Below are 24,079 nucleotides of genomic sequence, written 5' to 3'. Positions count from 1 at the left end.
GGCGCTATGCTGCTGTTAATCGATAATTACGACTCCTTCACCTGGAATCTCTACCAATACTTTTGCCAATTGGGTGCTGACGTCAGGGTGGTGCGCAACGATGCCATCACCCTCGACGAAATGGAGGCGCTACCGCTCACTCATCTGGTGATTTCGCCTGGCCCCTGCACTCCGGATCAGTCCGGCATCTCGCTGGCGGCGATCCGCCATTTTGCTGGCCGCTTACCGATCCTTGGCGTATGCCTCGGCCATCAGGCCATTGCCCAGGCGTATGGCGCGCAGGTGGTACGCGCGCGTCAGGTGATGCACGGCAAAACGTCGGCGATTCGCCATAACGACAGCGGTGTCTTTCGTGGGTTAAATAATCCGCTCAACGTCACCCGTTACCATTCGCTGATTGTGGCGCGCGCGACCCTCCCTGAAGAGTTCGAAATTACCGCCTGGAGCCTGCGTGATGGTGAACCGGATGAGATCATGGGATTCCGCCATAAAACGCTGCCACTCGAGGGGGTGCAATTTCACCCGGAAAGCATCCTCAGCGAGCAGGGCCATCAGCTTCTGGCGAATTTCCTGAAGACTTAAGTTGTGTTTGCCTTTGTGTGATTTTTTATGCATATTTTGTGATTATAATTTCACGTCAGCTCAACAAATAATCCGATGAGGTAGGCAATGGCAGCAGAAAAGCTAGCGGTAACCCGGGAAACGTTCGATAACGTTATTTTGCCTGTTTATGCACCAGCGCAGTTTGTGCCGGTAAAAGGCAAGGGCAGCCGAGTCTGGGATCAACAGGGCAAAGAATATATCGATTTCTCTGGCGGCATCGCGGTGACTGCGCTGGGCCACTGCCATCCGGCGCTGGTGGAGACACTGAAAACCCAGGGGGAAACCCTGTGGCACACCAGCAACGTGTTCACCAATGAACCGGCGTTGCGTCTGGCGAGTAAACTGATTGCCGCGACCTTTGCTGATCGCGTGTTCTTTGGTAACTCCGGTGCCGAAGCTAACGAAGCCGCGTTTAAACTGGCGCGTTACTACGCCTGCAAAAAACACAGTCCGTTCAAAAGCAAAATCATCGCCTTCCATAACGCTTTCCACGGGCGCACGCTGTTTACCGTATCAGTGGGTGGTCAGCCGAAATACTCCGACGGCTTTGGCCCGAAACCGGCTGATATCGTGCATGTTCCCTTCAACGATCTGGCGGCGGTAAAAGCGGTGATCGACGATCACACCTGCGCCATCGTGGTCGAACCGATTCAGGGCGAAGGCGGTGTGATGCCTGCCACTCCTGAGTTCATGCAGGGCCTGCGTGCCTTGTGTGATGAGCACAACGCGCTGCTGGTGTTGGACGAAGTGCAGAGCGGCATGGGCCGTAGCGGCAAGCTGTTCGCTTACGAACACTACGGCATCACCCCGGATATCATCACCACCGCGAAAGCGCTGGGCGGCGGCTTCCCGGTAAGCGCGATGCTGACCACCAATGAAATCGCCTCGGTGATGGCGCCCGGCGTGCATGGCACCACTTACGGCGGCAACCCGCTGGCCTGTGCGATTGCCGAAACGGCGCTCGACATCATCAACACCCCTGACGTGCTGGACGGTGTTGAATCACGCCGTCAGCAGTTTGTGGAAGCCTTGAAAGCGTTGGATAGCAAATTTGACCTGTTCACGGATATTCGTGGCAAAGGTCTGTTGATCGGTGCGGCATTGAAGCCGCAGCATGCCAGCAAGGCGCGTGACATTCTGCATGCCGCTGCCGCCGAAGGTCTGATGATCCTGACTGCTGGCAATGATGTGATCCGTTTTGTACCGTCACTGGTGATTGAACCGACCGATATCGAAGAAGGTATGGCGCGGTTCGCAGTGGCTATCGAGAAGGTGCTGGCGGCGTAACTCAGTTTTTCACCCGTAGCCCGGTCAGCCAGCGGCCATGATGTGGTCGCTGGCTCCATGCCAGAGAAGAGATGGTGTGCATCACGTTCAGGTGTTGCAGAATGCGCTTCACATGCTGCTCGACAATCGTTACCGCCCCCTCATTGATGTTTTCCGGTGCTTCCAGAATATTGCTGTCGTTACCGGGGCCATCATGCTCCAGCCGCTGCTGACAGCGTTGCAGCGCGATCTCACAGGATTGCAGATACCTTTCCGCCAGCTTAGGCGTCAGCATGGTATGTTCGCGTGCCAGGATAGTCATGGCGTTGATGTGTTCGACAATAAACTGACTGTGCGTCACCCAGAGCCGCATATCTTTCAGGTACTGCGAATTGAAGCCCGGCTCGGTCATCGCCTGATTCAGCGAGTTAAACATGGCGTTATGCGCCTGGTTGACCTTGATGCGCTGATACGCCAGTTTCTCCGGTGACTGCTCCGGTCCGAGCAATAACTGCATCGCTTCCTGATCGGCTTCCAGCGCATCGTGCGCATTCTTACGCAGTAAGCCGCTCTGCCACTGCGGCCACAGCCAAATCATGCCGCCAAAGGCAATCAGACATCCCATCAGCGTATCCATCATGCGTGGCAGCAGGAACTGCGCGCCATTCAGCGACAGCAACTGGAGCGAATACACCGCCGTCACCGTAAAGCCAATCATTGACCAGCCGTAATATTTACGTGTCACCAGATAGCTGGCGAGGGTGATCGCCAGCATAAACAACAGGGTGATGGATTCCGGTACGTCAAAGCGTAACGAGGCGGCAGCAATCAACAGCCCGGCAAAGGTGCCGAGCGCTCGGTGCTGAATTCTTACCCGCGTGGCGCTGTAGCCATTCTGGCTGACGAACATGGTGGTCATCAGAATCCAGTAAGGTTTGGGGATGTTGAAGAACAGCGCCAGCGCGCTACCAAACATCAGCATCACGGCAAAACGTGCAGCGGTGCGTAAGGCGGGGGATTTCAGCGACAGATAGCTGCGCAGCGCCGGAAAAAACGGCAGACGCCGTTGGCGGTCGGCCATCAGATCACGGGTATACAGCGGTTTCTGGGTGCGCAGCACGCGCGCAATGCGGCTGAAGTGATACAGGCAGAAATTCCCCACCGGATTGTCCGGGTGCTGGCGGGCAATTTTTTCCAGCGCACCCAGCTGCTTATCCATTTGAAACCGTTCCGGCAGCTGATGATACAAAATGGCATCGGCCAGCAAGCGCAGACGGGCGGAGATGGTCTTGGCATTCCAGCGAATCACCGCTTCTGCATGGCTCTGCTCCACCAGCTTTTGCACTTCTTCCGGCTGATGCAGGCTGACGGAGATATGTTCCTGCAAATCGAGTGCCACCTGAAAGGCACGCGTCAGGCGTTTATGGCTGTTATCGCGGCTGGCCGACAGCATATGCATTTGCTGGTAGCAGGTGGTGATCAGATCTACCGCTTTTTGCTGGCGTGCCAGCAACGGCGGCAGCGCTTTCTCCGGGTCGGTCAGCTGCGTCAACAGGGTATATTTGGCATCGCAATAATCCGCCAGCTCACGGTACAGCAGGCTCAGCGACTCGCGCATCGGCTGCTCTTTCCACAGCCAAAACCAGAACCAGTTGAACAACCCATACCACAAGGTCCCGCCGATATAGAGCAGCGGCGGCACCCAGATCGGCATACGTCCCACCAGGCTCAGGGTAAAGATGGAGGCAATCAGCGTGGCGGGCAACAAGCGGCCATGCAACGGGCTGATCTCACCCGTCACGCCCACTAATAATGGCAGCACCAGCAGAATCAGCGGCAGGGGGACGTGATAATCCGTCAGCCACTGGATCAGAAAGCTGCCGGTCGCAAACAGGGAACCGCCAATAATCAGGCGTTTAAAAAAGCGTTTATGCGGCGTATCAAGACCGGCGATGTTGCAACAGGCGGGCACTAAGGAGAACAGCAACCCTTTTTGCAGGTCGCCAAACAGCCAGCCGAGGGCCACGGGCAGGCACAGCACCAGCGTTTGCCGCAGGGCATAGTTCACTTCGGGATGATAGATGATTCGACGCCACATCAGCTCATCGCAGACAAAAACGGCGTGATGCTGCCATCACGCCGTGGGTGAGAAGAAATTAGCGGGTGCCGTAAACGACGATGGTTTTACCATGTGCGGAGATCAGGTTTTGATCTTCCAGCATTTTCAGAATACGGCCAACTGTCTCGCGTGAGCATCCGACGATCTGACCAATTTCCTGACGGGTGATTTTGATCTGCATCCCGTCCGGGTGGGTCATGGCATCGGGCTGTTTGGCCAGATTGAGCAGCGTCTGCGCAATGCGACCGGTCACATCAAGGAAGGCAAGGTTGCCCACTTTTTCTGATGTCACCTGTAGGCGACGCGCCATCTGCGCCGAAAGACGCATTAAAATATCCGGGTTTACCTGAATCAGCTGACGGAATTTTTTGTAGGAAATTTCAGCCACTTCGCAGGCAGTTTTGGCTCGTACCCAGGCACTACGTTCCTGACCTTCTTCAAACAGGCCAAGCTCGCCGATGAAATCCCCCTGATTGAGGTAGGAGAGAATCATCTCTTTGCCTTCTTCATCCTTGATCAGCACCGCAACGGCACCTTTCACGATGTAGTAGAGCGTTTCCGCTTTCTCACCCTGATGAATCAGGGTGCTTTTGGATGGATATTTGTGAATATGGCAATGGGACAGGAACCATTCGAGTGTAGGGTCTGTTTGCGGTTTGCCGAGAACCATTCGCTATTATCCTCTGTTGTAATCGTGCCCAAAACACAGGGGGCAGTTTTCCCTGTCAGGCGGTGAAATCGTAGAGCGCTTCCTGTTAAGGAAAATTATTCGGGTGGACTCTTAAGCCAGGCTTCTGATTCTTCCCGCCTTCGTCTATTGCGACGAAAATATTTTCAGCTCTGTTTGTAGCACAGCTTTTGCTAGCTGTCTTCTGTTGTCTCGCTTCAGCAAAAGGGCGATTAGTCTGGATTGCTGTTTCTCAGGTGAAAGCGTACTCTGGCGGCAAATCAGCCTATTCAGGAGAAAGAATAATGCAGGCACGGGTTAAATGGGTGGAAGGGCTTACCTTTCTCGGAGAATCCTCATCAGGTCACCAGATATTAATGGATGGCAATTCGGGCGACAAAGCACCGAGCCCGATGGAGATGGTGCTGATGGCGGCAGGCGGTTGCAGCGCGATTGACGTCGTGTCGATCCTGCAAAAAGGGCGCAATGATGTGAAGGATTGTGAGGTCAAACTGACCTCGGAACGTCGTGAAGAAGCGCCACGCATTTTCACACATATCAACCTGCATTTTATTGTTACCGGCAAAGCGCTGGGCGATAAAGCGGTGGCGCGAGCGGTTGATCTGTCGGCTGAGAAATATTGCTCGGTGGCGATTATGCTGGGCAAAGGGGTAGAAATCACCCACAGTTACGAGGTTATCGAACTTTAGCACGAACGTAGCGGCGCGATTTATCGTGCGGATTTTTCCCGCAGCGATCTCGGGATCGCGCAATAAATCGCGCCGTTACGGTTATGTTTGATTATTCGATGCGTTTGCCTTCAATCAGTCGCTGCACCAGCGGCGTCATAATCAGCTCCATCGCCAGCCCCATTTTGCCGCCGGGCACCACCAGGGTGTTCATATGCGAGATAAAGGAATCCTGAATCATCGCCAGCAGATAGGGGAAGGCAATACCTTCCAGACCACGGAAATGGATCACCACAAAGCTTTCATCCAGTGATGGAATTTCACGCGCAGCAAACGGGTTAGACGTATCGACGGTAGGTACGCGCTGGAAGTTGATATGGGTGCGTGAGAACTGCGGGGTGATGAAGTTGATGTAATCCTCCATCGAACGCACCACCGAATCCATCACCGCTTCGCGTGAATGGCCGCGTTCGCTGGTGTCACGAATCAGCTTTTGAATCCACTCAAGGTTGACGATCGGTACCACACCTACCAATAAGTCGACGTGTTCAGCCACGTTGTGCTGCTGCGTCACCACCCCGCCGTGCAAGCCTTCATAAAACAACACATCGGTGTTTTCCGGCAGCGGCTGCCACGGGGTGAAGGTGCCCGGCACCTGATTCCACGGCACGGCTTCGTCATAGGTATGCAGATATTTGCGCGACTGACCAAGACCGGTTTTACCGTATTGCTTAAAGGTTTGCTCCAGCAGGCCAAAATCGTTGGCCTCCGGGCCGAAATAGCTGATATGACGGCCAAGGTCGCGCGCTTTGCGGATCGCCATGTCCATCTCAGGGCGCGTGTAGCGATGAAAACTGTCACCTTCGACCTCCGCCGCATGCAGGTTCAACTGCTGGAATATTTTGCGGAAGGCAAGGCTGGTGGTGGTGGTTCCGGCGCCGCTGGAACCGGTAACGGCAATGATCGGATGCCTGGCTGACATAACAAAGCTCCCTGTGAAGTCCGGCGATGAGCATTGTTAGCACGAAAAGCCGGGATGTGCATTAGCCGCGAAATTCACCGCGTGCCATGATATTGACGGTTTCGTGCAGTTCTGACCACACCAGCACAGCGTCACCGCGTTCCAGTTGGCGACGCACATCAGCGACTTTTTGCGCCAGACTGCGCTCCTGTTCACCGTAGTCGGTGCCTTCGCGTAATACAAAGGCTTCGATCAGGTTTTCCAGCGTTTCAGCTTCAAGTTGTTGCCACGGAATAATCACGATCATACATCCAGGTAAGTTGATAACCACTGCGGCACGCGTTGTTCCAGCCACATTTGCGGTCGTAGCAGCGTACCGCCAACAAAGCCGACATGGCCGCCTTGCTGCGTCAGCTGATATTGAATCGAGGACGACAGTTGCTCCGGCTTCGGTATTACTGCGTCGGTCATAAAGGGATCGTCCTTAGCATGGATGATCAGCAGCGGTTTGCGTACCCCGGTCAGCAGCGGCATCGCGCTGGCCCGATGATAATAATCGCCTGCATCCACAAAGCCGTGCGCCCTGGAGGTGACGGCATCGTCAAAGTCGCGCAGGCGGCGCAGGGCGCGCAGTTCACGCAAATCGACCGGCAGGGTGCCCGGCCAGGCCTTCAGCTTACGTTTAGCGTTCTTTTTCAGCTGCGTCAGCAGGTAGTGCTGATAAAAACGTGAGAAACCGTTCTCCAGCTTCTGGCTACAGGGTTCCAGCAGCAGGGGCGCAGAGATGGCGACTGCGGCATCCAGCGGCGCATCATGCCCCTCTAATCCAGTCAGGCACGCCAGCATATTACCGCCCAGCGACACGCCGACGGCGGTGGTGGGGACATCACCCCATTCACGCTTTAACCAGCGCAGAAAGAAGCTGGCATCTTCGGTTTCGCCGGAATGGTAAATCCGGTGCAGGCGGTTCGGTTCACCGCTACAGCCGCGAAAATGCATCACCACTGCCAGCCAACCGCGTGCCTGACATGCCTGCATCAACCCATGCGCATAGGGGCTGTGAAAGCTGCCCTCTAAACCATGAAACAGCACCATGCGTGGTTTGTGCGCGGCCTGAATAGGGTCTTCACTCCACGCAAGATCGACAAAATCGCCGTCCGGTAAATCGAGGCGTTGCCAGTGTGGGCGCAGAGTCACGCGCCGCCTGAGCAGACGCGGCAGCAGAGTTTGCAGATGCGGATTGCGAAAACCGCTGAGAGGAATGAAGTCCTCTTCGGGCGGGGAGTCAAAATTACTGTGGTAAACGCTTGTCTGATGCATATCTCGCTGATAGTTTCGATGGGTTTTTTGGCTTTCCTGGGTGAGGAGCACCCGAATCAACATGGAACTGAGTCTGTTTTTGTCAATGCTGGGCTTTCTCTGGGTCGCTGCGATCACGCCAGGGCCTAATAATATGTTACTTACCGCCTCCGCTGCCAACTTTGGCTTTCTGCGTTCTTTCCCGTTGTTAATCGGCATCATGATCGGTATGCAGGCGATGCTGCTGATGGTGGCCTTTGGCGTGGGTGGCCTTATCCTACTCTATCCTGCCTTACATCTGGTTCTGAAAATCGCCGGTAGCCTGTATCTGCTGTGGCTGGCATGGAAAATCGCCACGGCGGAGTATGAGCAACTGGATACGGATTCGGCCCCGCCGGTGCCAACGCCGTTCTGGCAGGGCGGGTTACTGCAACTGATTAATCCAAAGGCGTGGCTGATGGCGTTGGGGGCCGTAGCCAGCTTTAGCCTGGCGGGGGCCGCTTACCTGCACTCGGTGGTAGCAATCAGCGTCGGTATGGCGTTGGTGAATGTGGTTTCCGGGGTGATCTGGATGGGCTTCGGCTCACTGATTGGTCGTTTGCTGCGAAGCCCGCGTGCGTGGAAAATCTTTAACCTGGCGATGGGAATCCTGACCGCCGCCTGTGTGCTGTTGATTTGGCACTAAGCCAATCCGAGGCGCGTCTGACGCGCCTTTTTTGTATTTGCGTATTCTGCATAGTCTTGCCCGATGATTGCCTAAGAACCGATTTTCATTAGGGATAATTTTTAATTCCTTTATGAAACCATTACTGATGGCGACACTGCACCCAACATAAAAATATTGGGGTGTACGATGATGGCAGTGAAGAAAACCATAACCACATTGGCAGCAACGCTGGCGTTGCTGACCTTCCAGGCCGAGGCGGTTAACGTCACGGTGGCGTACCAGACTTCGGCGGAACCGGCCAAAGTGGCACAGGCCGACAACACCTTCGCCAAACAGAGCGGCGCGACTGTTGACTGGCGTAAGTTTGATAGCGGAGCCAGCGTGTTGCGTGCGCTGGCGTCTGGCGATGTCCAGATTGGCAACATCGGCTCCAGCCCGCTGGCGGTAGCGGCCACGCAGCAACTGCCGATCGAGGCCTTCCTGTTGGCTTCGCAGCTCGGAAATTCCGAAGCGTTGGTGGTGAAGAAATCCATCAACAATCCCAAAGATCTCATCGGCAAACGGATTGCCGTCCCCTTCATCTCCACCACCCATTACAGCCTGCTGGCGGCGCTGAAACATTGGGGTATCAAACCCACGGACGTCCAACTGGTGAACCTGCAACCCCCCGCGATCATTGCCGCCTGGCAGCGTGGCGATATTGATGGTGCCTACGTCTGGGCACCGGCAGTTAACGAACTGGAGAAGGATGGCAAGGTGCTGACCGACTCCTCGCAGGTGGGCAAATGGGGCGCGCCGACGCTGGATGTCTGGGTGGTGCGTAAAGACTTTGCCCAGCAGCATCCAGAAATTGTCACCGCCTTTGCCCGCAGCGCCCTGGACGCGCAGAGAGCCTACATCGACAACCCTCAACAGTGGCTGAAGCAGCCGGATAACCTCAGCAAGCTGTCGCGTCTGAGCGGTGTGCCGGAAGCGCAGGTGCCGGGACTGGTGGAAGGCAACACCTATCTGACCGCGCAGCAGCAACTGGAGCAGCTCGGCAAGCCGGTGAACAAGGCGATTGTCGATACCGCGCACTTCCTGAAAGAGCAGGGCAAGGTGCCGGACGCCGCCAGTGATTACAGCAGCTTCGTGACTACCCGCTTCGTTGCCCCCTTAGTGAAATAACCGGAGGTCCTATGCTCAGCATCACCCATCTGAATGCGCGTTACGCCGGACAACCTGCGTTGCAGGATATCAATCTGCAACTGGATCAGCGTGAACTGCTGGTGGTGCTGGGACCGTCAGGCTGTGGCAAAACCACGCTGCTGAATTTAATCGCCGGATTCCTGCCGCTGGAGTCCGGCAGCATCACGCTGGATGGCAAATCGGTTAACGGGCCGGGCGCTGAACGTGGCGTGGTGTTTCAGAACGAAGGGCTGCTGCCGTGGCGCAATGTGATCGACAACGTGGCCTTTGGTCTGCAACTGGCGGGGATGGCAAAAGCGGAGCGTCATAGCATCGCGCGTCGTCTGATTCGCAAAGTCGGGCTGGAGGGAGCGGAAAAGCGTTTTATCTGGCAGCTCTCTGGGGGTCAACGTCAGCGCGTGGGGATTGCGCGTGCGCTGGCGGCTGACCCTCAGCTGCTGCTGTTAGATGAACCCTTCGGCGCGCTTGATGCCTTTACCCGTGAACAGATGCAAACCCTGTTACTGACGCTGTGGCGCGATACCGGCAAGCAGATCCTGTTGATTACGCATGACATTGAGGAAGCGGTGTTCCTCGCCAGCGAGCTGGTGCTGCTCTCACCTGGGCCAGGACGCGTGGTGGAGCGGCTGAAACTCGATTTTGGTCAACGCTTCGCTGACGGGGAACCCTGCCGCAGCATTAAATCCGATCCGGCGTTTATTGCACGCCGCGAATACGTGCTGAATCAGGTGTTTGCCCAGCGGGAGGCGTTTGCATGAGCGCATTAATTGATGACAAAGCACGGGCGGCGCGCCGTCGCCGTGGCCTGCGTTGGCCGTTTTCCCGGCAATTGTCGCTCAGTTTGCTGAGCGTCGCGGTGCTGTTGCTGGTGTGGTGGGGCGTTACGGCATTGGGATTGATTGCGCCGCTGTTTCTGCCTGCGCCGCAGCAGGTGCTGAAAAAGCTGCTGTTGATTGCCAGCCCGCAGGGCTTTATGGATGCCACGCTGTGGCAGCATCTCGGTGCCAGCCTGACGCGCATGCTGGTGGCGCTGTTTTTTGCGGCGCTGATCGGCATTCCGGTTGGGATTGCGATGGGGCTGAGTCCGGCGATTCGTGGGCTGCTCGATCCGTTGATTGAACTCTACCGCCCGGTGCCGCCGCTGGCTTATCTGCCGTTGATGGTGATCTGGTTCGGCATTGGCGAAACCTCAAAAATCTTACTGATTTATCTGGCGATTTTCGCGCCTGTCACCTTGTCCACGTTGGCCGGGGTGAAAAATGCGCAGCAGGTCCGTATCCGTGCCGCACAGGCGCTGGGTGCCACGCGCTGGCAACTGTTGCGCTGGGTGATTCTGCCGGGGGCGTTGCCGGAAATCCTGACCGGGCTGCGTATCGGCCTCGGGGTGGGGTGGTCAACGCTGGTCGCCGCCGAGTTAATTGCCGCCACGCGCGGCCTCGGTTTTATGGTGCAGTCAGCCGGGGAGTTTCTGGCGACGGATGTGGTGCTGGCGGGCATCCTGGTGATTGCGTTGATCGCGTTTAGTTTAGAACTGGGTCTGCGCGCTTTGCAGCGTCGCCTGACGCCGTGGAATGGAGAGCAGCAATGAACGAACGTGTGACTTTTAGCGCACTGGGGCCGAATATCGGTGCGCAGGTGAGCGATGTGGATCTCAGTCGCCCGCTGAGCGATGCGCAATTTGAACAGCTTTATCATGGCCTGTTGCGGCATCAGGTGTTGTTCCTGCGTAATCAGGTGATTACCCCGGAGCAGCAGCGTGCGCTGGCGGTACGCTTCGGTGATTTACATATTCATCCCGTCTATCCCCATGCGCCGGGCGTGGAAGAAATCATCGTGCTGGATACCCATCAGGATAATCCGCCGGATAACGACAACTGGCACACCGATGTCACCTTTATCGAAACACCCCCGGCGATTGCCATTCTGGCTTCTAAGCTGTTGCCGGAAAGCGGCGGTGATACGTTGTGGGCCAGCGGCATTGCGGCGTATGAGGCGTTATCGGAACCCTTTAAGACGTTGTTGGCCGGGTTGCGGGCCGAGCACGATTTTAAAAAGTCTTTTCAGGAGTTCAAATATCGCAAAACTGCAGAGGAACATCAGCGCTGGCAGCAGGCGGTGGCGAAACATCCGCCGGTGACGCATCCGGTGATCCGCACTCACCCGGTTAGCGGGCGTAAGGCGTTATTCGTCAATGAAGGATTTACCACGCGGCTGATTGGGTTGAGTGAAAAGGAGAGCGATGCCCTGCTGGGCTTCCTGTTCTCCCATATTACGAAGCCGGAGTTTCAGGTGCGCTGGCGTTGGCAGGAGAATGATGTGGCGATTTGGGATAACCGCGTGACGCAGCATTACGCTAATGCGGATTATTATCCGGCGCGGCGGGTGATGCAGCGCGCGACGGTTTTAGGCGATGTTCCGGTGTAACACGTCCGTATCGGCGCGATAAATCGCGCCGATACGGAATGGGCTGTTATGGTGCGGCCAGCATCTGCTCCAGCTGTTCTTGCGCATCCAGCCACGCCATTTCCACCTCTTCCAGCGCCGATTTACTCTCTGCCTGGCGCTGAAGCGCAGCGGTCAGATCCGCTTTGCGGCTCTGATCATAAATTGCGCTGTCTGACAGCAGCTGCTCAGCTTCACTCAACTGGCTCTGCCACTTGGCCATCTGCTTTTCGAGTTTCTCAATCTCTTTACGCAGCGGCTGAGTCTGGGCGCGCAGTTCGGCGTCACGGCGCTTCTGATCTTTACGGGCCTGGGCGCTGTTGCCGCTATCCTGCCTGGGGGCGGCATCCTGTTGCGCCTGCTGTTTTTGCAGGTCGCTCAGCCACTGCTGGTAATCTTCCAGGTCACCTTCGAAGATATCCACTTTACGATCGTGTACCAGATAGAGGTCATCGGTGGTGGCGCGCAGCAGATGGCGGTCATGCGACACCACCACCAGGGCGCCTTCAAAATCAATCAGCGCTTCGGTCAGAGCCTGACGCATATCGAGATCGAGGTGGTTGGTTGGTTCGTCGAGCAGCAACAGGTTGGGACGCTGCCAGACGATCAACGCCAGTACCAGACGGGCTTTCTCACCACCGGAGAAACGTTCGGTCACTTCACTGACTTTATCGCCCTGGAAGCCAAAACCACCCAGATAATCGCGTAGTTGCTGTTCCAGCGTTTTCGGCGCGATACGTGCCAGATGCTGCAATGGCGACTCATCGGCACGTAAAAATTCCAACTGGTGCTGGGCGAAGTAACCCAGTTTGATGCCTTTCGCCAGACCAATTTCGCCATCAATGGGGGAGAGCTCACCGGCCAGCAGCTTGATCAGCGTCGATTTACCCGCGCCATTCCGCCCCAGCAGGCCAATACGCGAACCCGGCACCAGGTTAAGTTTGATGGCGTCAAGAATGATGCGATCGCCGTAGCCGGCAGTCACTTTTTCCATTTTTAACAATGGATTCGGCAGGCTTTCCGGCGGACGGAAGCTAAAGCTGAACGGGTTATCAACGTGTGCCGGGGCAATCAGTTCCATGCGCTCCAGCATTTTGATACGGCTCTGCGCCTGTTTGGCTTTGGTGGCCTGTGCGCGGAAACGATCGATATAACTTTGCAGGTGCGCCACTTTTTCCTGCTGGCTTTGATACAACGCTTGCTGCTGTGCCAGTTTGGCGACGCGCTGACGTTCAAACGAGCTGTAGTTACCGGTGTACTCAAACATCGTTTGCTGTTCGATGTGGATGATCTTATCCACCACCGGATCGAGGAAGTCGCGGTCGTGCGAGATCAGGATCAGGGTGCCTTCGTAGCTTTTCAGCCAGCGTTCCAGCCAGATCACCGCATCGAGATCGAGGTGGTTGGTCGGTTCATCAAGCAGCAGCAAATCGGAACGGCACACCAGCGCTTGCGCAAGGTTGAGGCGCATACGCCAACCACCGGAGAAGTCACTCACCGGGCGTTGAAGCTGTTCCTGGTTGAAACCCAGACCGTGCAACAGGCTTGACGCGCGGGCATGGATACTCCACGCCTGTACGGCATCCAGCTTGCCATGCAGCAGCGCGATGGCATTGCCGTCATTGCGTGCGTTGGCATCGGCTAATTCGGACTCCAGCTGACGATATTCGCGGTCGCCATCGATAACATATTCCAGCGCGGCTTTGCTCAGCGCCGGGGTTTCCTGATTGACCCACGCCAGCGCCCAGTTGCCCGGGAAGGTGGCGCTACCGGCATCACTGCTCATTTCACCTTTGAGCAGCGACAACAGCGTGGATTTGCCGCAGCCGTTTTTACCCACCAGGCCCACTTTCTGGCCGGGGTTAATGGTCGCAGTTGCGTTATCCAGCAGCACATTGGTGCCGCGACGAATTTGTAACGAGGAGAAGACAATCATAAGCGCCGTATCGTCAGAATATGTTAATTTACTGGCAACATAATTAGATGAACTGTTAGTTGCGTCGAGCATGGTAGCGGAATTCCTGCGCTATGACGACGCTTTGGAGGGGAACGATGTCGCAGCCACCCAAAATCCTGCTGCTTTACGCCCATCCGGAATCACAGGATTCGATTGCTAATCGGGTTTTGCTGCAGTCGGCTATGGAACTGGACCACGTCACGGTGCACGATTTATACGCCCACTATCCGGATTTTTTTATCGATATTCACTATGAGCAGCAACTGCTGCGTGAGCATCAAATCGTGGTTTTCCAGCATCCGCTTTATACCTACAGCTGCCCGGCGCTGCTGAAGGAGTGGCTGGATCGCGTGTTGTCGCGTGGCTTTGCCAGCGGCGTGGATGGCAATGCGCTGGAGGGGAAATACTGGCGTAGCGTGGTCACCACCGGTGAGCCGGAAACCGCCTATTCGCAACAGGGACTGAACCGCTACCCGATGAGTGACATCATGCGGCCGTTTGAGCTGACGGCACAGATGTGCCGTATGCACTGGATGACACCGATGGTGATCTACTGGGCGCGGCGTCAGACACCGGCAGTGCTGCGTAATTTTGCGCAGGCTTACAGCGACTGGCTTTCTGCGCCGTTGCCGCAGGGAGGTGCCTGATGGAAGGTCAAACGTTGCTGACTGCGGGCGTCATCTATCTGGTGGCGGCGGTGCTGATTGTGCCGATCGCCGCGCGGCTGGGAATAGGCGCGGTGCTGGGTTATCTGCTTGCGGGTATTGCCATCGGCCCCTGGGGGCTGGGTTTCATCAGCGATGTGGATGAGATTCTGCACTTCTCCGAACTTGGCGTGGTGTTCCTGATGTTTATCATCGGCCTTGAGCTGAACCCGGCAAAACTTTGGGCGCTGCGGCGTTCGATTTTTGGTGTGGGTGCGGCTCAGGTGCTGATTTCTGCGGCGATTCTCGGTGTTCTGCTGTGGCTGACCGATTTCTCCTGGCAGGCCGCGGTGATTGGCGGTATCGGTCTGGCGATGTCATCCACCGCGATGGCGTTGCAGTTGATGCGCGATAAAGGGATGAACCGGAGCGAAGCCGGGCAGCTCGGTTTCTCGGTGCTGTTGTTCCAGGACCTGGCGGTGATCCCGGCGTTGGCGCTGGTGCCCCTGCTGGCGGGTGGCGACAGCGGCCATGTGGACTGGCTGAAGGTTGGCATGAAGGTGCTGGCCTTTGCCGGGATGCTGATTGGTGGCCGTTTCCTGTTGCGTCCTATTTTCCGCTTTATCGCTGCCTCCGGTGTGCGTGAAGTCTTCACGGCAGCGTCGTTGTTGCTGGTGCTCGGCTCCGCACTGTTTATGGATGCTCTGGGCCTGTCGATGGCGCTCGGGACCTTTATCGCCGGTATCCTGTTGGCGGAAAGTGAGTATCGTCATGAACTGGAAGTGGCGATCGAACCGTTTAAGGGGCTGCTGCTGGGGTTGTTCTTTATCTCCGTCGGCATGGCGCTCAACCTCGGCGTGCTCTACACCCACATCCTGGAAATTTTGCTGGGCGTGGTGATCCTGGTGATGGTGAAAACGCTGGTGCTGTATGTGCTGGCGCGGGTATATGGCCTGCGCAGTTCGGAGCGTCAGCAGTTCGCCGGGGTGCTGAGTCAGGGCGGGGAATTTGCCTTTGTGCTGTTTTCGGCGGCCGCGTCGGCGAAGCTGTTTAGTGGCGATCAACTGCCGTTGTTGCTGGTGACGGTGACGCTGTCGATGATGACCACGCCGCTGCTGATGCAGGGGATTGATCGTCTGCTGGCGCATCGCTTTAATGAGGCGGAAGACGATAGCGAGAAGCCCTTTGTTGAAGATGATCAGCCGCAGGTGATCGTGGTCGGTTTTGGTCGTTTCGGACAAGTGGTGGGGCGTTTGCTGATGGCAAACAACAAACGCATCACGGTGCTGGAACGCGATATCTCGGCCGTCAGCCTGATGCGTAAATATGGCTACAAGGTTTATTATGGCGATGCAACCGAGCTGGAGCTGCTGCGAGCGGCGGGTGCGGCAACGGCGCAATCAATTGTTATCACCTGTAATGAGCCGGAAGATGCCATGACCATTGTGCATCTCTGCCAGCAGCATTTCCCACAACTGAAGATTTTGGCGCGGGCGCGTGGTCGTGTGGAAGCTCACGAGCTATTGCAGGCGGGCGTGACGCTGTTCTCGCGTGAAACCTTCTCCAGTGCGCTGGAATTGGGACGCAAGGCGCTGATCTCGCTGGGTATGCATCCGCATCAGGCGCAGCGTGCGCAACATCATTTCCGACGTCTGGATATGCGTATGCTGCGTGAGTTGATGCCTAACCAGCAAACCGATAGCGCGACCGTTTCACGCGTGCGTGAGGCGCGGCGCGAGCTGGAAGATATCTTCCAGCGCGAAATGCAGCATGAGAAGCGTCAGTTTGATGGCTGGGATGATGAGTAACTACACTTACCTTATCCGTGTGTAACGGGCAGGAATCAGTATGCGTAAACGTTTTATTGCCGGTGCGGTGTGCCCGCACTGTCAGCAGAAGGACACGCTGGCGATGTGGCGTGAAAACAATGTGGACGTGGTGGAATGCGTGAAGTGCGGGCATCAGATGCGCGAAGCCGATAAGCAGGTGCGCGATCAGGTACGCAGTCAGGAGCAGGTGATCGGCATTTTTCATCCCGAGTAGCGTGATGGCGCAGCTTTTTTTAAGCTTAAACTTACAGCGGGATTGAATTCCGCTACAATCGGCGCCATTAACGCTGAGCAGTATGCGGCATTGCGTTGTCAGCATCCTCAGTCTTGAACCTTTCTGGTTGGTGTTTTTGCTCGCAAAAATGGACCAATGAGACGGGATTCGCAGTTCTCAACGGTTAGGAGATATCATGAAAGTAGCAAAAGACCTGGTGGTGAGCCTGGCGTATCAGGTTCGTACCGAAGACGGTGTGTTGGTTGACGAGTCACCGGTGAGTGCACCGTTGGACTATCTGCACGGTCATGGTTCCCTGATTTCTGGTCTGGAAAAAGCGCTGGAAAATCACGCGGTAGGTGACAAGTTTGACGTGCATATCCCGGCAAACGACGCTTACGGTCAGTACGATGACAATCTGGTGCAGCGTGTACCGAAAGATGTCTTCATGGGCGTGGACGAATTGCAGGTTGGCATGCGCTTCCTGGCAGAAACCGACCAGGGCCCGGTACCGGTTGAAATCACTGAAGTTGAAGACGAGCATGTTGTGGTTGATGGTAACCATATGCTGGCGGGTCAGAACCTGAACTTCAACGTTGAAGTGGTTGCGATTCGTGAAGCGACGCCGGAAGAACTGGCGCACGGTCATGTTCATGGTGAACACGGTCATCACCACGATCATGATCACGACCACGGTCATGATCACGGCCAGGGCGGCTGCGGCGGCCACGGCGGTTGCGGTTGCAACCACTAAGTATTTCAGGGCCACCTTCGCGGTGGCCTTTTCTTTAGTAGTGCGGTGGTGGGGTTTCTTCAGATTGCGATGCAATCATGGATGGCGCGGCTGCCTTCACTTTATCGACCAACAGACGCACCTGCTCGCGCAGTTTGCTCATCTCCAGTTCATGTTGAACCACCGTCTGATTGAGCTGATCAATGGTGTGTTCCTGAAAAGCCAGTTTGCTTTCCAGCGCCTCAAGGCGTTGCTCCCATTCTGCTTGTTCCATCACCACTCCTCATATTACGGTGCTTGCGTATTGCGGGCGAGATTCTACGTGTTTTACCCCGGAATCGTCTGGTTTTTTGCGTAAATCCACAGGGGTGCTTGAATCTGGACATTATGCCACCATCTCTGATGAAACTTCCTGATGCAAAAAAGGTCAGAGGTTGACCGGATAATTACGTTGTGGGAGTGTTCGCCGCTGCCACGTAAAGTTATAGTGTGGGCCACAGTCCGCAATGATTCCCGAGGCGAGAGGCTTCGGTTTTGGAGAAAGGATGAAATCACTGTTTAAAGTCACATTGTTAGCTACCACAATGGCCATCGCACTGAATGCCCCGCTGGCAATGGCCGCTGAAGCGACCACCGCCCCGGCTGATGCTGCTCAGGCTGCGCCGCAGGCACCGAAAAATGCTGCCTTCAAAAATGAAGATCAGCAATCAGCCTATGCGCTGGGTGCTTCTCTGGGTCGCTACATGGACAACTCTCTTAAGGAACAAGAGAAACTGGGCATCAAACTGGACAAGCAACAGCTGATTGCTGGTGTTCAGGACGCGTTCGGCGGCAAGAGCAAACTCTCTGATGAAGAGATCGAGCAAACTCTGCAGGCGTTTGAAGGCCGCGTGAAAGGCGCTGCTCAGGCTAAGATGGAAAAAGACGCGAAAGAGAATGCTGATAAAGGCACCGCTTTCGCTGACAAATTCGCCAAAGAGAAAGGCGTGAAGAAAACTGAGTCTGGCCTGCTGTACCAGGTTGAGAAAGAAGGTACTGGCGACGCACCGAAAGACAGCGATACCGTGGTGGTGAACTACAAAGGCACCCTGATTGACGGTACCGAGTTCGACAACTCCTACACCCGTGGCGAGCCGCTGTCATTCCGTCTGGATGGTGTGATTCCAGGCTGGACCGAAGGTCTGAAGCATGTGAAGAAAGGCGGTAAGATCAAGCTGGTCATCCCACCGCAGTTGGCCTACGGTAAAAACGGCGTGCCGGGTATTCCGGCGAACTCTACGCTGGTGTTCGATGTTGAGCTGCTCGACATCAAACCGGCGCCGAAAGCCGATGAAAAAGCACAGGCTCCGGCCGCTGCTGATAAGAAAGCGCAGTAATCTGCCTACCGCCGCCTCAGTGCGGCGGTTTCATTTCTGATGGATGACAAAGCTCTGGCATAACCCGGCGACATTTGCCAGACTAGCGCCTGCACAACTACTACTATCAAAATGAGTCTGCCCCAGAGCTGCCGTGACAGGCTCCAGCCATTTAGGGTGATGTCTTCGATGTCTAATCCATTCAATCCCGGTGAACTGACTGACTTCGATTTACTGGAGCAACGTCCGTTTGAGCAAGCAGACTACGATATCCTGAAATCCTATGAGGCTGTCGTCGATGGTCTGGCGATGCTGATTGGCTCGCACTGTGAAATCGTGCTGCATTCACTGGAAGATTTAAAATGCTCCGCTGTGCGTATCGCCAATGGCGAACACACCGGACGTAAAGTCGGATCACCGATTACCGACCTGGCGCTGCGCATGTTGCATGACATGCACGGTGCGGATAGTAATGTCTCAAAAGCCTACTTCACCCGTGCCAAAAGTGGCGTACTGATGAAGTCGGTGACGATTGCTATTCGTAATCGCCAGCAGCGGGTCATTGGCCTGCTGTGCATCAACATGAACCTCGATGTGCCTTTCTCGCAGATTATGTCGACCTTTATGCCGCCAGAGATGCAGCAGGTTGACTCTAACGTGAACTTTGCCAGCTCGGTAGAAGACCTGGTGATGCAAACGCTGGAGTTTACCATTGAGGAAGTGAGCGCCGATCGCAATGTATCCAACAATGCCAAGAATCGTCAGATTGTGCTTAACATGTACGAGAAGGGCATTTTCGATATTAAAGACGCGATTAATCAGGTTGCCGATCGCCTCAATATCTCCAAGCACACGGTGTATCTCTATATTCGTCAGTTTAAAAGCGGCGATTTTCAGGGACAGGATCGTTAATGCGCTACACCCTGCTGGTCACTGGCCCGGCTTACGGTACCCAACACGCCAGCAGCGCGTTGCTATTCGCCCGTGCATTGTTACAGGCCGGGCATCAGCTTGAGAGCGTGTTTTTTTATCGTGAAGGTGTGCTGAATGCCAATCAGCTGACGGCTCCCGCCAGTGATGAAGTCGATATGGTGCGCGAGTGGCAGCAGCTTCAGCAATCGCACGGTGTGGCGTTGAATATTTGCGTGGCTGCGGCGTTGCGGCGTGGTGTCACTGACGCTCAGGAAGCTGCGCGCTTGCAGTTGGCAGGCAGTAATCTGCAACCCGGATTCGTATTAAGCGGGCTTGGCGCATTGGCGGAAGCCTCACTGACCTGTGACCGTTTGGTGCAATTCTGATGAACCGTGTGGCTTTTCTTTTTACTCAACCTCCCCATGGCAGCAGCGCAGGCAGGGAGGGGCTGGATGCGGTGCTGGCTACCGCTGCACTCAGCGAGGATATTGCGCTGTTTTTTATTGGCGATGGGGTACTGCAACTTAATTGCGATCAACAGCCTGAGCCGATTCTGGCACGTAACTATATCGCCACCTTTGGCGTGCTGGCGCTTTATGATATCGACCAGTGTTTTGTCTGTGAGGAATCACTGCATACACGCGGATTCAACGCTGCGTCACCGCGTGTGATACCCGCTGAGGTGCTGGACGCGGCTGCGCTACGCCAGAAACTGGCGACTTATCATCGCATCATTCGCTTCTGAGACTTCACCATGCTCTACACCCTTATGCATTCACCCTGGCAATGCGATATCGATACCTTATTGTTGCTGCTGGAGCCGCAGGATGATCTGTTGCTGCTCCAGGACGGCGTGACGGCCGCGTTATTGGGTAGTGCCATGCTGGAAAAGTTACAAAACACCGCGGCAAAACTTTGGGTGTTGCAGGATGATGTGGTGGCGCGTGGCCTGGTTGCACAAATTTCGACCAGCGCAACCTGCGTGGACTATACTGAATTCGTTGCTTTAACGGCGAAGCACCAGCAGCAAATAGCCTGGTAGTACGCTAAAACCTGGTTATTTCTTGACACCCTTTTGACACAGCCCTAAAATTCTGCCTCCTCGTAGTAATACGAGGCGATTTATTACGTGTTTACGAAGCAAAAGCTAAAGCAAATCCAGGAGCTATTTAATGGCAACAGTTAACCAGCTGGTTCGCAAACCACGCGTCCGCAAAGTTGCAAAGAGCAACGTGCCGGCGCTGGAAGCTTGCCCGCAAAAACGTGGTGTTTGTACTCGTGTGTACACCACTACCCCGAAAAAACCTAACTCAGCGCTGCGTAAAGTTTGCCGTGTGCGTCTGACTAACGGTTTCGAAGTGACTTCCTACATCGGTGGTGAAGGTCACAACCTGCAGGAGCACTCCGTGATCCTGATCCGTGGCGGTCGTGTTAAAGACCTGCCAGGTGTGCGTTACCACACCGTTCGTGGTGCGCTGGACTGCTCAGGTGTTAAAGACCGTAAGCAGGCTCGCTCCAAGTATGGCGTGAAGAAGCCAAAGGCTTAATGGTTCTCCGTTAAGTAAGGCCAAACGTTTTAACTTAAATGTCAAACTAAACTCGTAGAGTTTTGGACAATCCTGAATTAACAACGGAGTATTTCCATGCCACGTCGTCGCGTCATTGGTCAGCGTAAAATTCTGCCGGATCCTAAGTTCGGATCAGAGCTGCTGGCTAAATTTGTAAATATCCTGATGGTAGATGGTAAAAAATCTACCGCTGAATCAATCGTTTATACCGCTCTTGAGACCCTGGCTCAGCGTTCTGGTAAAAACGAGCTGGAAGCCTTTGAAGTAGCCCTCGAAAACGTACGTCCGACTGTCGAAGTTAAGTCACGTCGCGTTGGTGGTTCTACCTATCAGGTACCAGTAGAAGTCCGTCCGGTTCGTCGTAATGCTCTGGCAATGCGTTGGATCGTAGAAGCTGCTCGTAAACGCGGTGATAAATCTATGGCTCTGCGCCTGGCGAACGAACTTTCTGATGCTGCAGAAAACAAAGGTACTGCAGTTAAGAAACGTGAAGACGTTCACCGTATGGCAGAAGCCAACAAGGCGTTCGCTCACTACCGCTGGTAACAGCCACGTAGTTGTTGTTAAACCAGCGGGCGCTCAAACGGCCAACCCGCTGGGGTCGACTAACTTTGAACGTCCGAAAAACCGAGGAATAAAATGGCTCGTACAACACCCATTGCGCGCTACCGTAACATCGGTATCAGTGCACACATCGACGCCGGTAAGACTACCACTACCGAGCGTATCCTGTTCTACACCGGTGTTAACCACAAAATCGGTGAAGTACACGATGGCGCAGCAACAATGGACTGGATGGCGCAGGAGCAGGAGCGTGGTATTACCATCACCTCCGCAGCGACTACTGCGTTCTGGTCAGGTATGGCTAAGCAGTTTGAGCCGCACCGCATCAACATCATCGACACCCCGGGACACGTTGACTTCACCATCGAAGTAGAACGTTCCATGCGTGTGCTCGACGGCGCAGTAATGGTTTACTGTGCAGTAGGTGGCGTGCAGCCGCAGTCTGAAACCGTATGGCGTCAGGCTAACAAATACAAAGTTCCGCGTATTGCGTTCGTTAACAAAATGGACCGCATGGGTGCGAACTTCCTGAAAGTTGTAGGTCAGATCAAAACCCGTCTGGGCGCGAACCCGGTTCCGCTGCAGCTGGCTATCGGTGCAGAAGAGAACTTCACCGGTGTTGTTGACCTGATCAAAATGAAAGCTATCAACTGGAACGATGCTGACCAGGGTACTACCTTCGTTTACGAAGATATCCCGGCTGACATGCAGGACCTGGCTGAAGAATGGCGTTCAAACCTGATCGACTCTGCTGCCGAAGCTTCTGAAGAGCTGATGGACAAGTACCTGGGCGGCGAAGAGCTGACCGAAGAAGAGATCAAAGGCGCTCTGCGTCAGCGCGTACTGAACAACGAGATCATCCTCGTGACCTGTGGTTCTGCATTTAAGAACAAAGGTGTTCAGGCGATGCTGGATGCAGTTGTTGAGTTCCTGCCAGCTCCGACCGACGTACCGGCAATTAACGGTATGCTGGACGATGGTAAAGATACTCCGGCTGAGCGTCACGCTAGCGATGATGAGCCTTTCTCTGCACTGGCATTCAAAATCGCAACTGACCCGTTCGTGGGTAACCTGACGTTCTTCCGCGTGTACTCTGGTGTGGTTAACTCCGGTGACACCGTGCTGAACTCAGTGAAATCTGCGCGCGAGCGTTTTGGCCGTATCGTTCAGATGCACGCCAACAAGCGTGAAGAGATCAAAGAAGTTCGTGCGGGCGACATCGCTGCAGCAATCGGCCTGAAAGACGTGATCACCGGTGATACCCTGTGTGATCCAAACGCGCCGATCATCCTGGAGCGTATGGAGTTCCCTGAGCCGGTAATCTCTATCGCCGTTGAGCCGAAAACCAAAGCTGACCAGGAAAAAATGGGTCTGGCTCTGGGTCGTCTGGCGAAAGAAGACCCGTCATTCCGCGTATGGACTGACGAAGAGTCTAACCAGACCATCATCGCTGGTATGGGTGAGCTGCACCTCGACATCATCGTTGACCGCATGAAGCGTGAATTCAACGTTGAAGCGAACGTGGGCAAACCGCAGGTTGCTTACCGCGAAGCGATTCGCGCGAAAGTTACCGATATCGAAGGTAAACACGCCAAGCAGTCTGGTGGTCGTGGTCAGTATGGTCATGTCATCATCGACATGTACCCGCTGGAGCCGGGTTCAAACCCGAAAGGCTACGAGTTCGTCAACGACATCAAAGGTGGTGTGATTCCTGGCGAATACATCCCTGCGGTTGACAAAGGTATCCAGGAACAGCTGAAATCAGGTCCGCTGGCTGGTTATCCGGTAGTTGATCTGGGTGTTCGTCTGCACTTCGGTTCATACCATGATGTTGACTCCTCAGAACTGGCATTTAAACTCGCTGCTTCTATCGCCTTTAAAGATGGCTTTAAGAAAGCGAAGCCGGTACTGCTTGAGCCGATCATGAAGGTTGAAGTTGAGACGCCGGAAGAGAACACTGGTGACGTCATCGGTGACCTGAGCAGCCGTCGTGGTATTCTGCGCGGTCAGGAATCCAACGTAACTGGCGTTGTGATTCACGCTGAGGTTCCGCTGTCTGAAATGTTCGGATACGCGACTCAGTTGCGTTCTCTGACCAAAGGCCGTGCTTCTTACTCCATGGAGTTCCTGAAGTACGATGATGCGCCGAACAACGTCGCTCAGGCCGTTATTGAAGCTCGTGGCAAATAAGGCTACGGTTTAAAAATTGTGAACTGATGCCTTCATCACTGATGAAGGCATAACGTAAGGATTATCGCCATGGCGAAAGAGCAATTTCAACGTAACAAACTGCACGTAAACGTGGGCACCATCGGTCACGTTGACCACGGTAAAACCACTCTGACTGCAGCGATCACCACCGTTCTGGCTAAAACCTACGGCGGTCAGGCTCGTGCATTCGA

Annotated in this window: 28 protein-coding genes; 21 read left to right on the top strand and 7 right to left on the bottom strand. The window is 55.1% G+C overall.

What is annotated here, in order from left to right; all coding sequences use genetic code 11:
* Positions 1-6 precede the first annotated feature (6 nt).
* A complete protein-coding gene (locus tag L579_RS13775; RefSeq protein ID WP_021184826.1) occupies positions 7-582 on the top strand; it encodes an aminodeoxychorismate synthase component II in 576 nt (191 codons plus the stop codon).
* A gap of 87 nt (positions 583-669) precedes the next feature.
* Positions 670-1,890, top strand: coding sequence for a bifunctional acetylornithine/succinyldiaminopimelate transaminase (locus L579_RS13770; RefSeq protein ID WP_021184825.1), 1,221 nt, complete (start codon positions 670-672; stop codon positions 1,888-1,890).
* Position 1,891: 1 nt separating this feature from the next.
* Here L579_RS13770 and L579_RS13765 read toward each other — a convergent pair whose 3' ends face one another.
* Positions 1,892-3,967 (bottom strand): YccS/YhfK family putative transporter, encoded by a 2,076-nt coding sequence (locus L579_RS13765; RefSeq protein ID WP_021184824.1) that lies wholly within the window; start codon positions 3,965-3,967, stop codon positions 1,892-1,894.
* 58 nt (positions 3,968-4,025) lie between these two features.
* Complete coding sequence (crp, locus tag L579_RS13760) at positions 4,026-4,658, bottom strand: cAMP-activated global transcriptional regulator CRP (RefSeq protein ID WP_013510795.1); 633 nt, start codon at positions 4,656-4,658, stop codon at positions 4,026-4,028.
* 302 nt (positions 4,659-4,960) lie between these two features.
* On the opposite strand from crp, the gene L579_RS13755 reads away from it, so the two are divergent.
* Positions 4,961-5,365 (top strand): OsmC family protein, encoded by a 405-nt coding sequence (locus tag L579_RS13755; RefSeq protein ID WP_021184823.1) that lies wholly within the window; start codon positions 4,961-4,963, stop codon positions 5,363-5,365.
* A gap of 91 nt (positions 5,366-5,456) precedes the next feature.
* Here the strand turns inward: L579_RS13755 and L579_RS13750 are convergent, their stop codons facing one another.
* From L579_RS13750 to L579_RS13740, 3 genes are all read right to left on the bottom strand, one after another.
* Positions 5,457-6,326: a phosphoribulokinase gene (locus tag L579_RS13750; RefSeq protein WP_021184822.1), complete on the bottom strand. Its 870-nt coding sequence runs from the start codon at positions 6,324-6,326 to the stop codon at positions 5,457-5,459.
* 61 nt (positions 6,327-6,387) lie between these two features.
* On the bottom strand, positions 6,388-6,606 hold the full coding sequence (locus tag L579_RS13745) for a YheU family protein (protein ID WP_036626752.1): 219 nt from the start codon (positions 6,604-6,606) through the stop codon (positions 6,388-6,390).
* Positions 6,607-6,608: 2 nt separating this feature from the next.
* Complete coding sequence (locus tag L579_RS13740; RefSeq protein WP_021184820.1) at positions 6,609-7,625, bottom strand: hydrolase; 1,017 nt, start codon at positions 7,623-7,625, stop codon at positions 6,609-6,611.
* A 61-nt stretch (positions 7,626-7,686) separates the two neighbouring features.
* Between L579_RS13740 and L579_RS13735 the strand changes: the two genes are divergently transcribed.
* The 5 genes from L579_RS13735 to tauD all read left to right on the top strand — a co-directional run bounded on the left by L579_RS13735 (position 7,687) and on the right by tauD (position 11,883).
* Positions 7,687-8,289: a LysE family translocator gene (locus L579_RS13735; protein ID WP_021184819.1), complete on the top strand. Its 603-nt coding sequence runs from the start codon at positions 7,687-7,689 to the stop codon at positions 8,287-8,289.
* Positions 8,290-8,457: 168 nt separating this feature from the next.
* Complete coding sequence (tauA, locus tag L579_RS13730; RefSeq protein ID WP_021184818.1) at positions 8,458-9,438, top strand: taurine ABC transporter substrate-binding protein; 981 nt, start codon at positions 8,458-8,460, stop codon at positions 9,436-9,438.
* 11 nt (positions 9,439-9,449) lie between these two features.
* On the top strand, positions 9,450-10,217 hold the full coding sequence (gene tauB, locus L579_RS13725) for a taurine ABC transporter ATP-binding subunit (protein WP_021184817.1): 768 nt from the start codon (positions 9,450-9,452) through the stop codon (positions 10,215-10,217).
* Positions 10,214-11,047, top strand: coding sequence for a taurine ABC transporter permease TauC (gene tauC / locus L579_RS13720; RefSeq protein ID WP_021184816.1), 834 nt, complete (start codon positions 10,214-10,216; stop codon positions 11,045-11,047). The genes tauB and tauC overlap by 4 nt, the downstream gene beginning before the upstream one ends.
* On the top strand, positions 11,044-11,883 hold the full coding sequence (gene tauD / locus L579_RS13715; protein ID WP_021184815.1) for a taurine dioxygenase: 840 nt from the start codon (positions 11,044-11,046) through the stop codon (positions 11,881-11,883). Before tauC ends, tauD begins: the two co-directional genes overlap by 4 nt.
* Positions 11,884-11,929: 46 nt before the next feature.
* On the opposite strand, the gene L579_RS13710 is transcribed toward tauD, so the two are convergent.
* On the bottom strand, positions 11,930-13,837 hold the full coding sequence (locus L579_RS13710; protein WP_021184814.1) for an ABC transporter ATP-binding protein: 1,908 nt from the start codon (positions 13,835-13,837) through the stop codon (positions 11,930-11,932).
* A gap of 116 nt (positions 13,838-13,953) precedes the next feature.
* On the opposite strand from L579_RS13710, the gene kefG reads away from it, so the two are divergent.
* The 4 genes from kefG (at position 13,954) to slyD (ending at position 17,299) form a co-directional block, all read left to right on the top strand.
* A complete protein-coding gene (gene kefG, locus L579_RS13705) occupies positions 13,954-14,505 on the top strand; it encodes a glutathione-regulated potassium-efflux system ancillary protein KefG (protein ID WP_021184813.1) in 552 nt (183 codons plus the stop codon).
* Entirely contained in the window at positions 14,505-16,310 is a 1,806-nt protein-coding gene (kefB, locus tag L579_RS13700; RefSeq protein ID WP_021184812.1) for a glutathione-regulated potassium-efflux system protein KefB, read from the top strand. The genes kefG and kefB overlap by 1 nt, the downstream gene beginning before the upstream one ends.
* A gap of 34 nt (positions 16,311-16,344) precedes the next feature.
* Positions 16,345-16,545, top strand: coding sequence for a YheV family putative zinc ribbon protein (locus L579_RS13695; protein ID WP_152521888.1), 201 nt, complete (start codon positions 16,345-16,347; stop codon positions 16,543-16,545).
* Between the two features lie 196 nt (positions 16,546-16,741).
* Positions 16,742-17,299 (top strand): peptidylprolyl isomerase, encoded by a 558-nt coding sequence (slyD, locus tag L579_RS13690; protein WP_021184811.1) that lies wholly within the window; start codon positions 16,742-16,744, stop codon positions 17,297-17,299.
* A 34-nt stretch (positions 17,300-17,333) separates the two neighbouring features.
* Here the strand turns inward: slyD and L579_RS13685 are convergent, their stop codons facing one another.
* Entirely contained in the window at positions 17,334-17,552 is a 219-nt protein-coding gene (locus L579_RS13685) for a protein SlyX (RefSeq protein WP_013510780.1), read from the bottom strand.
* A 271-nt stretch (positions 17,553-17,823) separates the two neighbouring features.
* Here L579_RS13685 and fkpA point away from each other — a divergent pair, with 271 nt between their 5' ends.
* The 9 genes from fkpA to L579_RS23360 all read left to right on the top strand — a co-directional run.
* On the top strand, positions 17,824-18,654 hold the full coding sequence (fkpA, locus tag L579_RS13680; protein WP_021184810.1) for an FKBP-type peptidyl-prolyl cis-trans isomerase: 831 nt from the start codon (positions 17,824-17,826) through the stop codon (positions 18,652-18,654).
* Positions 18,655-18,822: 168 nt separating this feature from the next.
* Positions 18,823-19,545 carry a helix-turn-helix transcriptional regulator gene (locus L579_RS13675; protein WP_013510778.1) on the top strand — a complete coding sequence of 241 codons (723 nt, stop codon included), beginning with the start codon at positions 18,823-18,825 and terminating at the stop codon, positions 19,543-19,545.
* On the top strand, positions 19,545-19,931 hold the full coding sequence (tusD, locus tag L579_RS13670) for a sulfurtransferase complex subunit TusD (protein WP_021184809.1): 387 nt from the start codon (positions 19,545-19,547) through the stop codon (positions 19,929-19,931). The genes L579_RS13675 and tusD overlap by 1 nt, the downstream gene beginning before the upstream one ends.
* Entirely contained in the window at positions 19,931-20,290 is a 360-nt protein-coding gene (gene tusC / locus L579_RS13665) for a sulfurtransferase complex subunit TusC (protein ID WP_021184808.1), read from the top strand. Before tusD ends, tusC begins: the two co-directional genes overlap by 1 nt.
* Positions 20,291-20,299: 9 nt before the next feature.
* Positions 20,300-20,587 carry a sulfurtransferase complex subunit TusB gene (gene tusB, locus L579_RS13660; protein ID WP_036626698.1) on the top strand — a complete coding sequence of 96 codons (288 nt, stop codon included), beginning with the start codon at positions 20,300-20,302 and terminating at the stop codon, positions 20,585-20,587.
* Positions 20,588-20,717: 130 nt separating this feature from the next.
* On the top strand, positions 20,718-21,092 hold the full coding sequence (gene rpsL, locus L579_RS13655) for a 30S ribosomal protein S12 (protein WP_003852912.1): 375 nt from the start codon (positions 20,718-20,720) through the stop codon (positions 21,090-21,092).
* A gap of 96 nt (positions 21,093-21,188) precedes the next feature.
* Entirely contained in the window at positions 21,189-21,659 is a 471-nt protein-coding gene (gene rpsG / locus L579_RS13650) for a 30S ribosomal protein S7 (protein ID WP_013510774.1), read from the top strand.
* A 93-nt stretch (positions 21,660-21,752) separates the two neighbouring features.
* Entirely contained in the window at positions 21,753-23,867 is a 2,115-nt protein-coding gene (gene fusA / locus L579_RS13645) for an elongation factor G (protein ID WP_013510773.1), read from the top strand.
* A 69-nt stretch (positions 23,868-23,936) separates the two neighbouring features.
* The coding region (locus L579_RS23360) for a GTP-binding protein (protein WP_235056596.1) at positions 23,937-24,079 on the top strand (143 nt) is incomplete at its 3' end.

Source organism: Pantoea sp. AS-PWVM4 (assembly GCF_000468095.1).
GTDB classification, from domain to species: domain Bacteria; phylum Pseudomonadota; class Gammaproteobacteria; order Enterobacterales; family Enterobacteriaceae; genus Pantoea; species Pantoea phytobeneficialis.
Note: the sequence above shows the minus strand (reverse complement) of the source record. Positions and strands in the feature narration are given on the sequence as shown.

Coding starts and splice junctions, on each gene's coding strand:
- tusC (WP_021184808.1), top strand. CDS start 19,931: ATGAACCGTGTGGCTTTTCTTTTTACTCAACCTCCCCATGGCAGCAGC.
- L579_RS13775 (WP_021184826.1), top strand. CDS start 7: ATGCTGCTGTTAATCGATAATTACGACTCCTTCACCTGGAATCTCTAC.
- kefB (WP_021184812.1), top strand. CDS start 14,505: ATGGAAGGTCAAACGTTGCTGACTGCGGGCGTCATCTATCTGGTGGCG.
- crp (WP_013510795.1), bottom strand. CDS start 4,658: ATGGTTCTCGGCAAACCGCAAACAGACCCTACACTCGAATGGTTCCTG.
- tauB (WP_021184817.1), top strand. CDS start 9,450: ATGCTCAGCATCACCCATCTGAATGCGCGTTACGCCGGACAACCTGCG.
- L579_RS13750 (WP_021184822.1), bottom strand. CDS start 6,326: ATGTCAGCCAGGCATCCGATCATTGCCGTTACCGGTTCCAGCGGCGCC.
- tauC (WP_021184816.1), top strand. CDS start 10,214: ATGAGCGCATTAATTGATGACAAAGCACGGGCGGCGCGCCGTCGCCGT.
- tauA (WP_021184818.1), top strand. CDS start 8,458: ATGATGGCAGTGAAGAAAACCATAACCACATTGGCAGCAACGCTGGCG.
- L579_RS13675 (WP_013510778.1), top strand. CDS start 18,823: ATGTCTAATCCATTCAATCCCGGTGAACTGACTGACTTCGATTTACTG.
- tusD (WP_021184809.1), top strand. CDS start 19,545: ATGCGCTACACCCTGCTGGTCACTGGCCCGGCTTACGGTACCCAACAC.
- kefG (WP_021184813.1), top strand. CDS start 13,954: ATGTCGCAGCCACCCAAAATCCTGCTGCTTTACGCCCATCCGGAATCA.
- tusB (WP_036626698.1), top strand. CDS start 20,300: ATGCTCTACACCCTTATGCATTCACCCTGGCAATGCGATATCGATACC.
- rpsG (WP_013510774.1), top strand. CDS start 21,189: ATGCCACGTCGTCGCGTCATTGGTCAGCGTAAAATTCTGCCGGATCCT.
- L579_RS13685 (WP_013510780.1), bottom strand. CDS start 17,552: ATGGAACAAGCAGAATGGGAGCAACGCCTTGAGGCGCTGGAAAGCAAA.
- L579_RS13740 (WP_021184820.1), bottom strand. CDS start 7,625: ATGCATCAGACAAGCGTTTACCACAGTAATTTTGACTCCCCGCCCGAA.
- tauD (WP_021184815.1), top strand. CDS start 11,044: ATGAACGAACGTGTGACTTTTAGCGCACTGGGGCCGAATATCGGTGCG.
- L579_RS13770 (WP_021184825.1), top strand. CDS start 670: ATGGCAGCAGAAAAGCTAGCGGTAACCCGGGAAACGTTCGATAACGTT.
- L579_RS13710 (WP_021184814.1), bottom strand. CDS start 13,837: ATGATTGTCTTCTCCTCGTTACAAATTCGTCGCGGCACCAATGTGCTG.
- L579_RS13735 (WP_021184819.1), top strand. CDS start 7,687: ATGGAACTGAGTCTGTTTTTGTCAATGCTGGGCTTTCTCTGGGTCGCT.
- L579_RS13755 (WP_021184823.1), top strand. CDS start 4,961: ATGCAGGCACGGGTTAAATGGGTGGAAGGGCTTACCTTTCTCGGAGAA.
- fkpA (WP_021184810.1), top strand. CDS start 17,824: ATGAAATCACTGTTTAAAGTCACATTGTTAGCTACCACAATGGCCATC.
- slyD (WP_021184811.1), top strand. CDS start 16,742: ATGAAAGTAGCAAAAGACCTGGTGGTGAGCCTGGCGTATCAGGTTCGT.
- L579_RS13765 (WP_021184824.1), bottom strand. CDS start 3,967: ATGTGGCGTCGAATCATCTATCATCCCGAAGTGAACTATGCCCTGCGG.
- fusA (WP_013510773.1), top strand. CDS start 21,753: ATGGCTCGTACAACACCCATTGCGCGCTACCGTAACATCGGTATCAGT.
- rpsL (WP_003852912.1), top strand. CDS start 20,718: ATGGCAACAGTTAACCAGCTGGTTCGCAAACCACGCGTCCGCAAAGTT.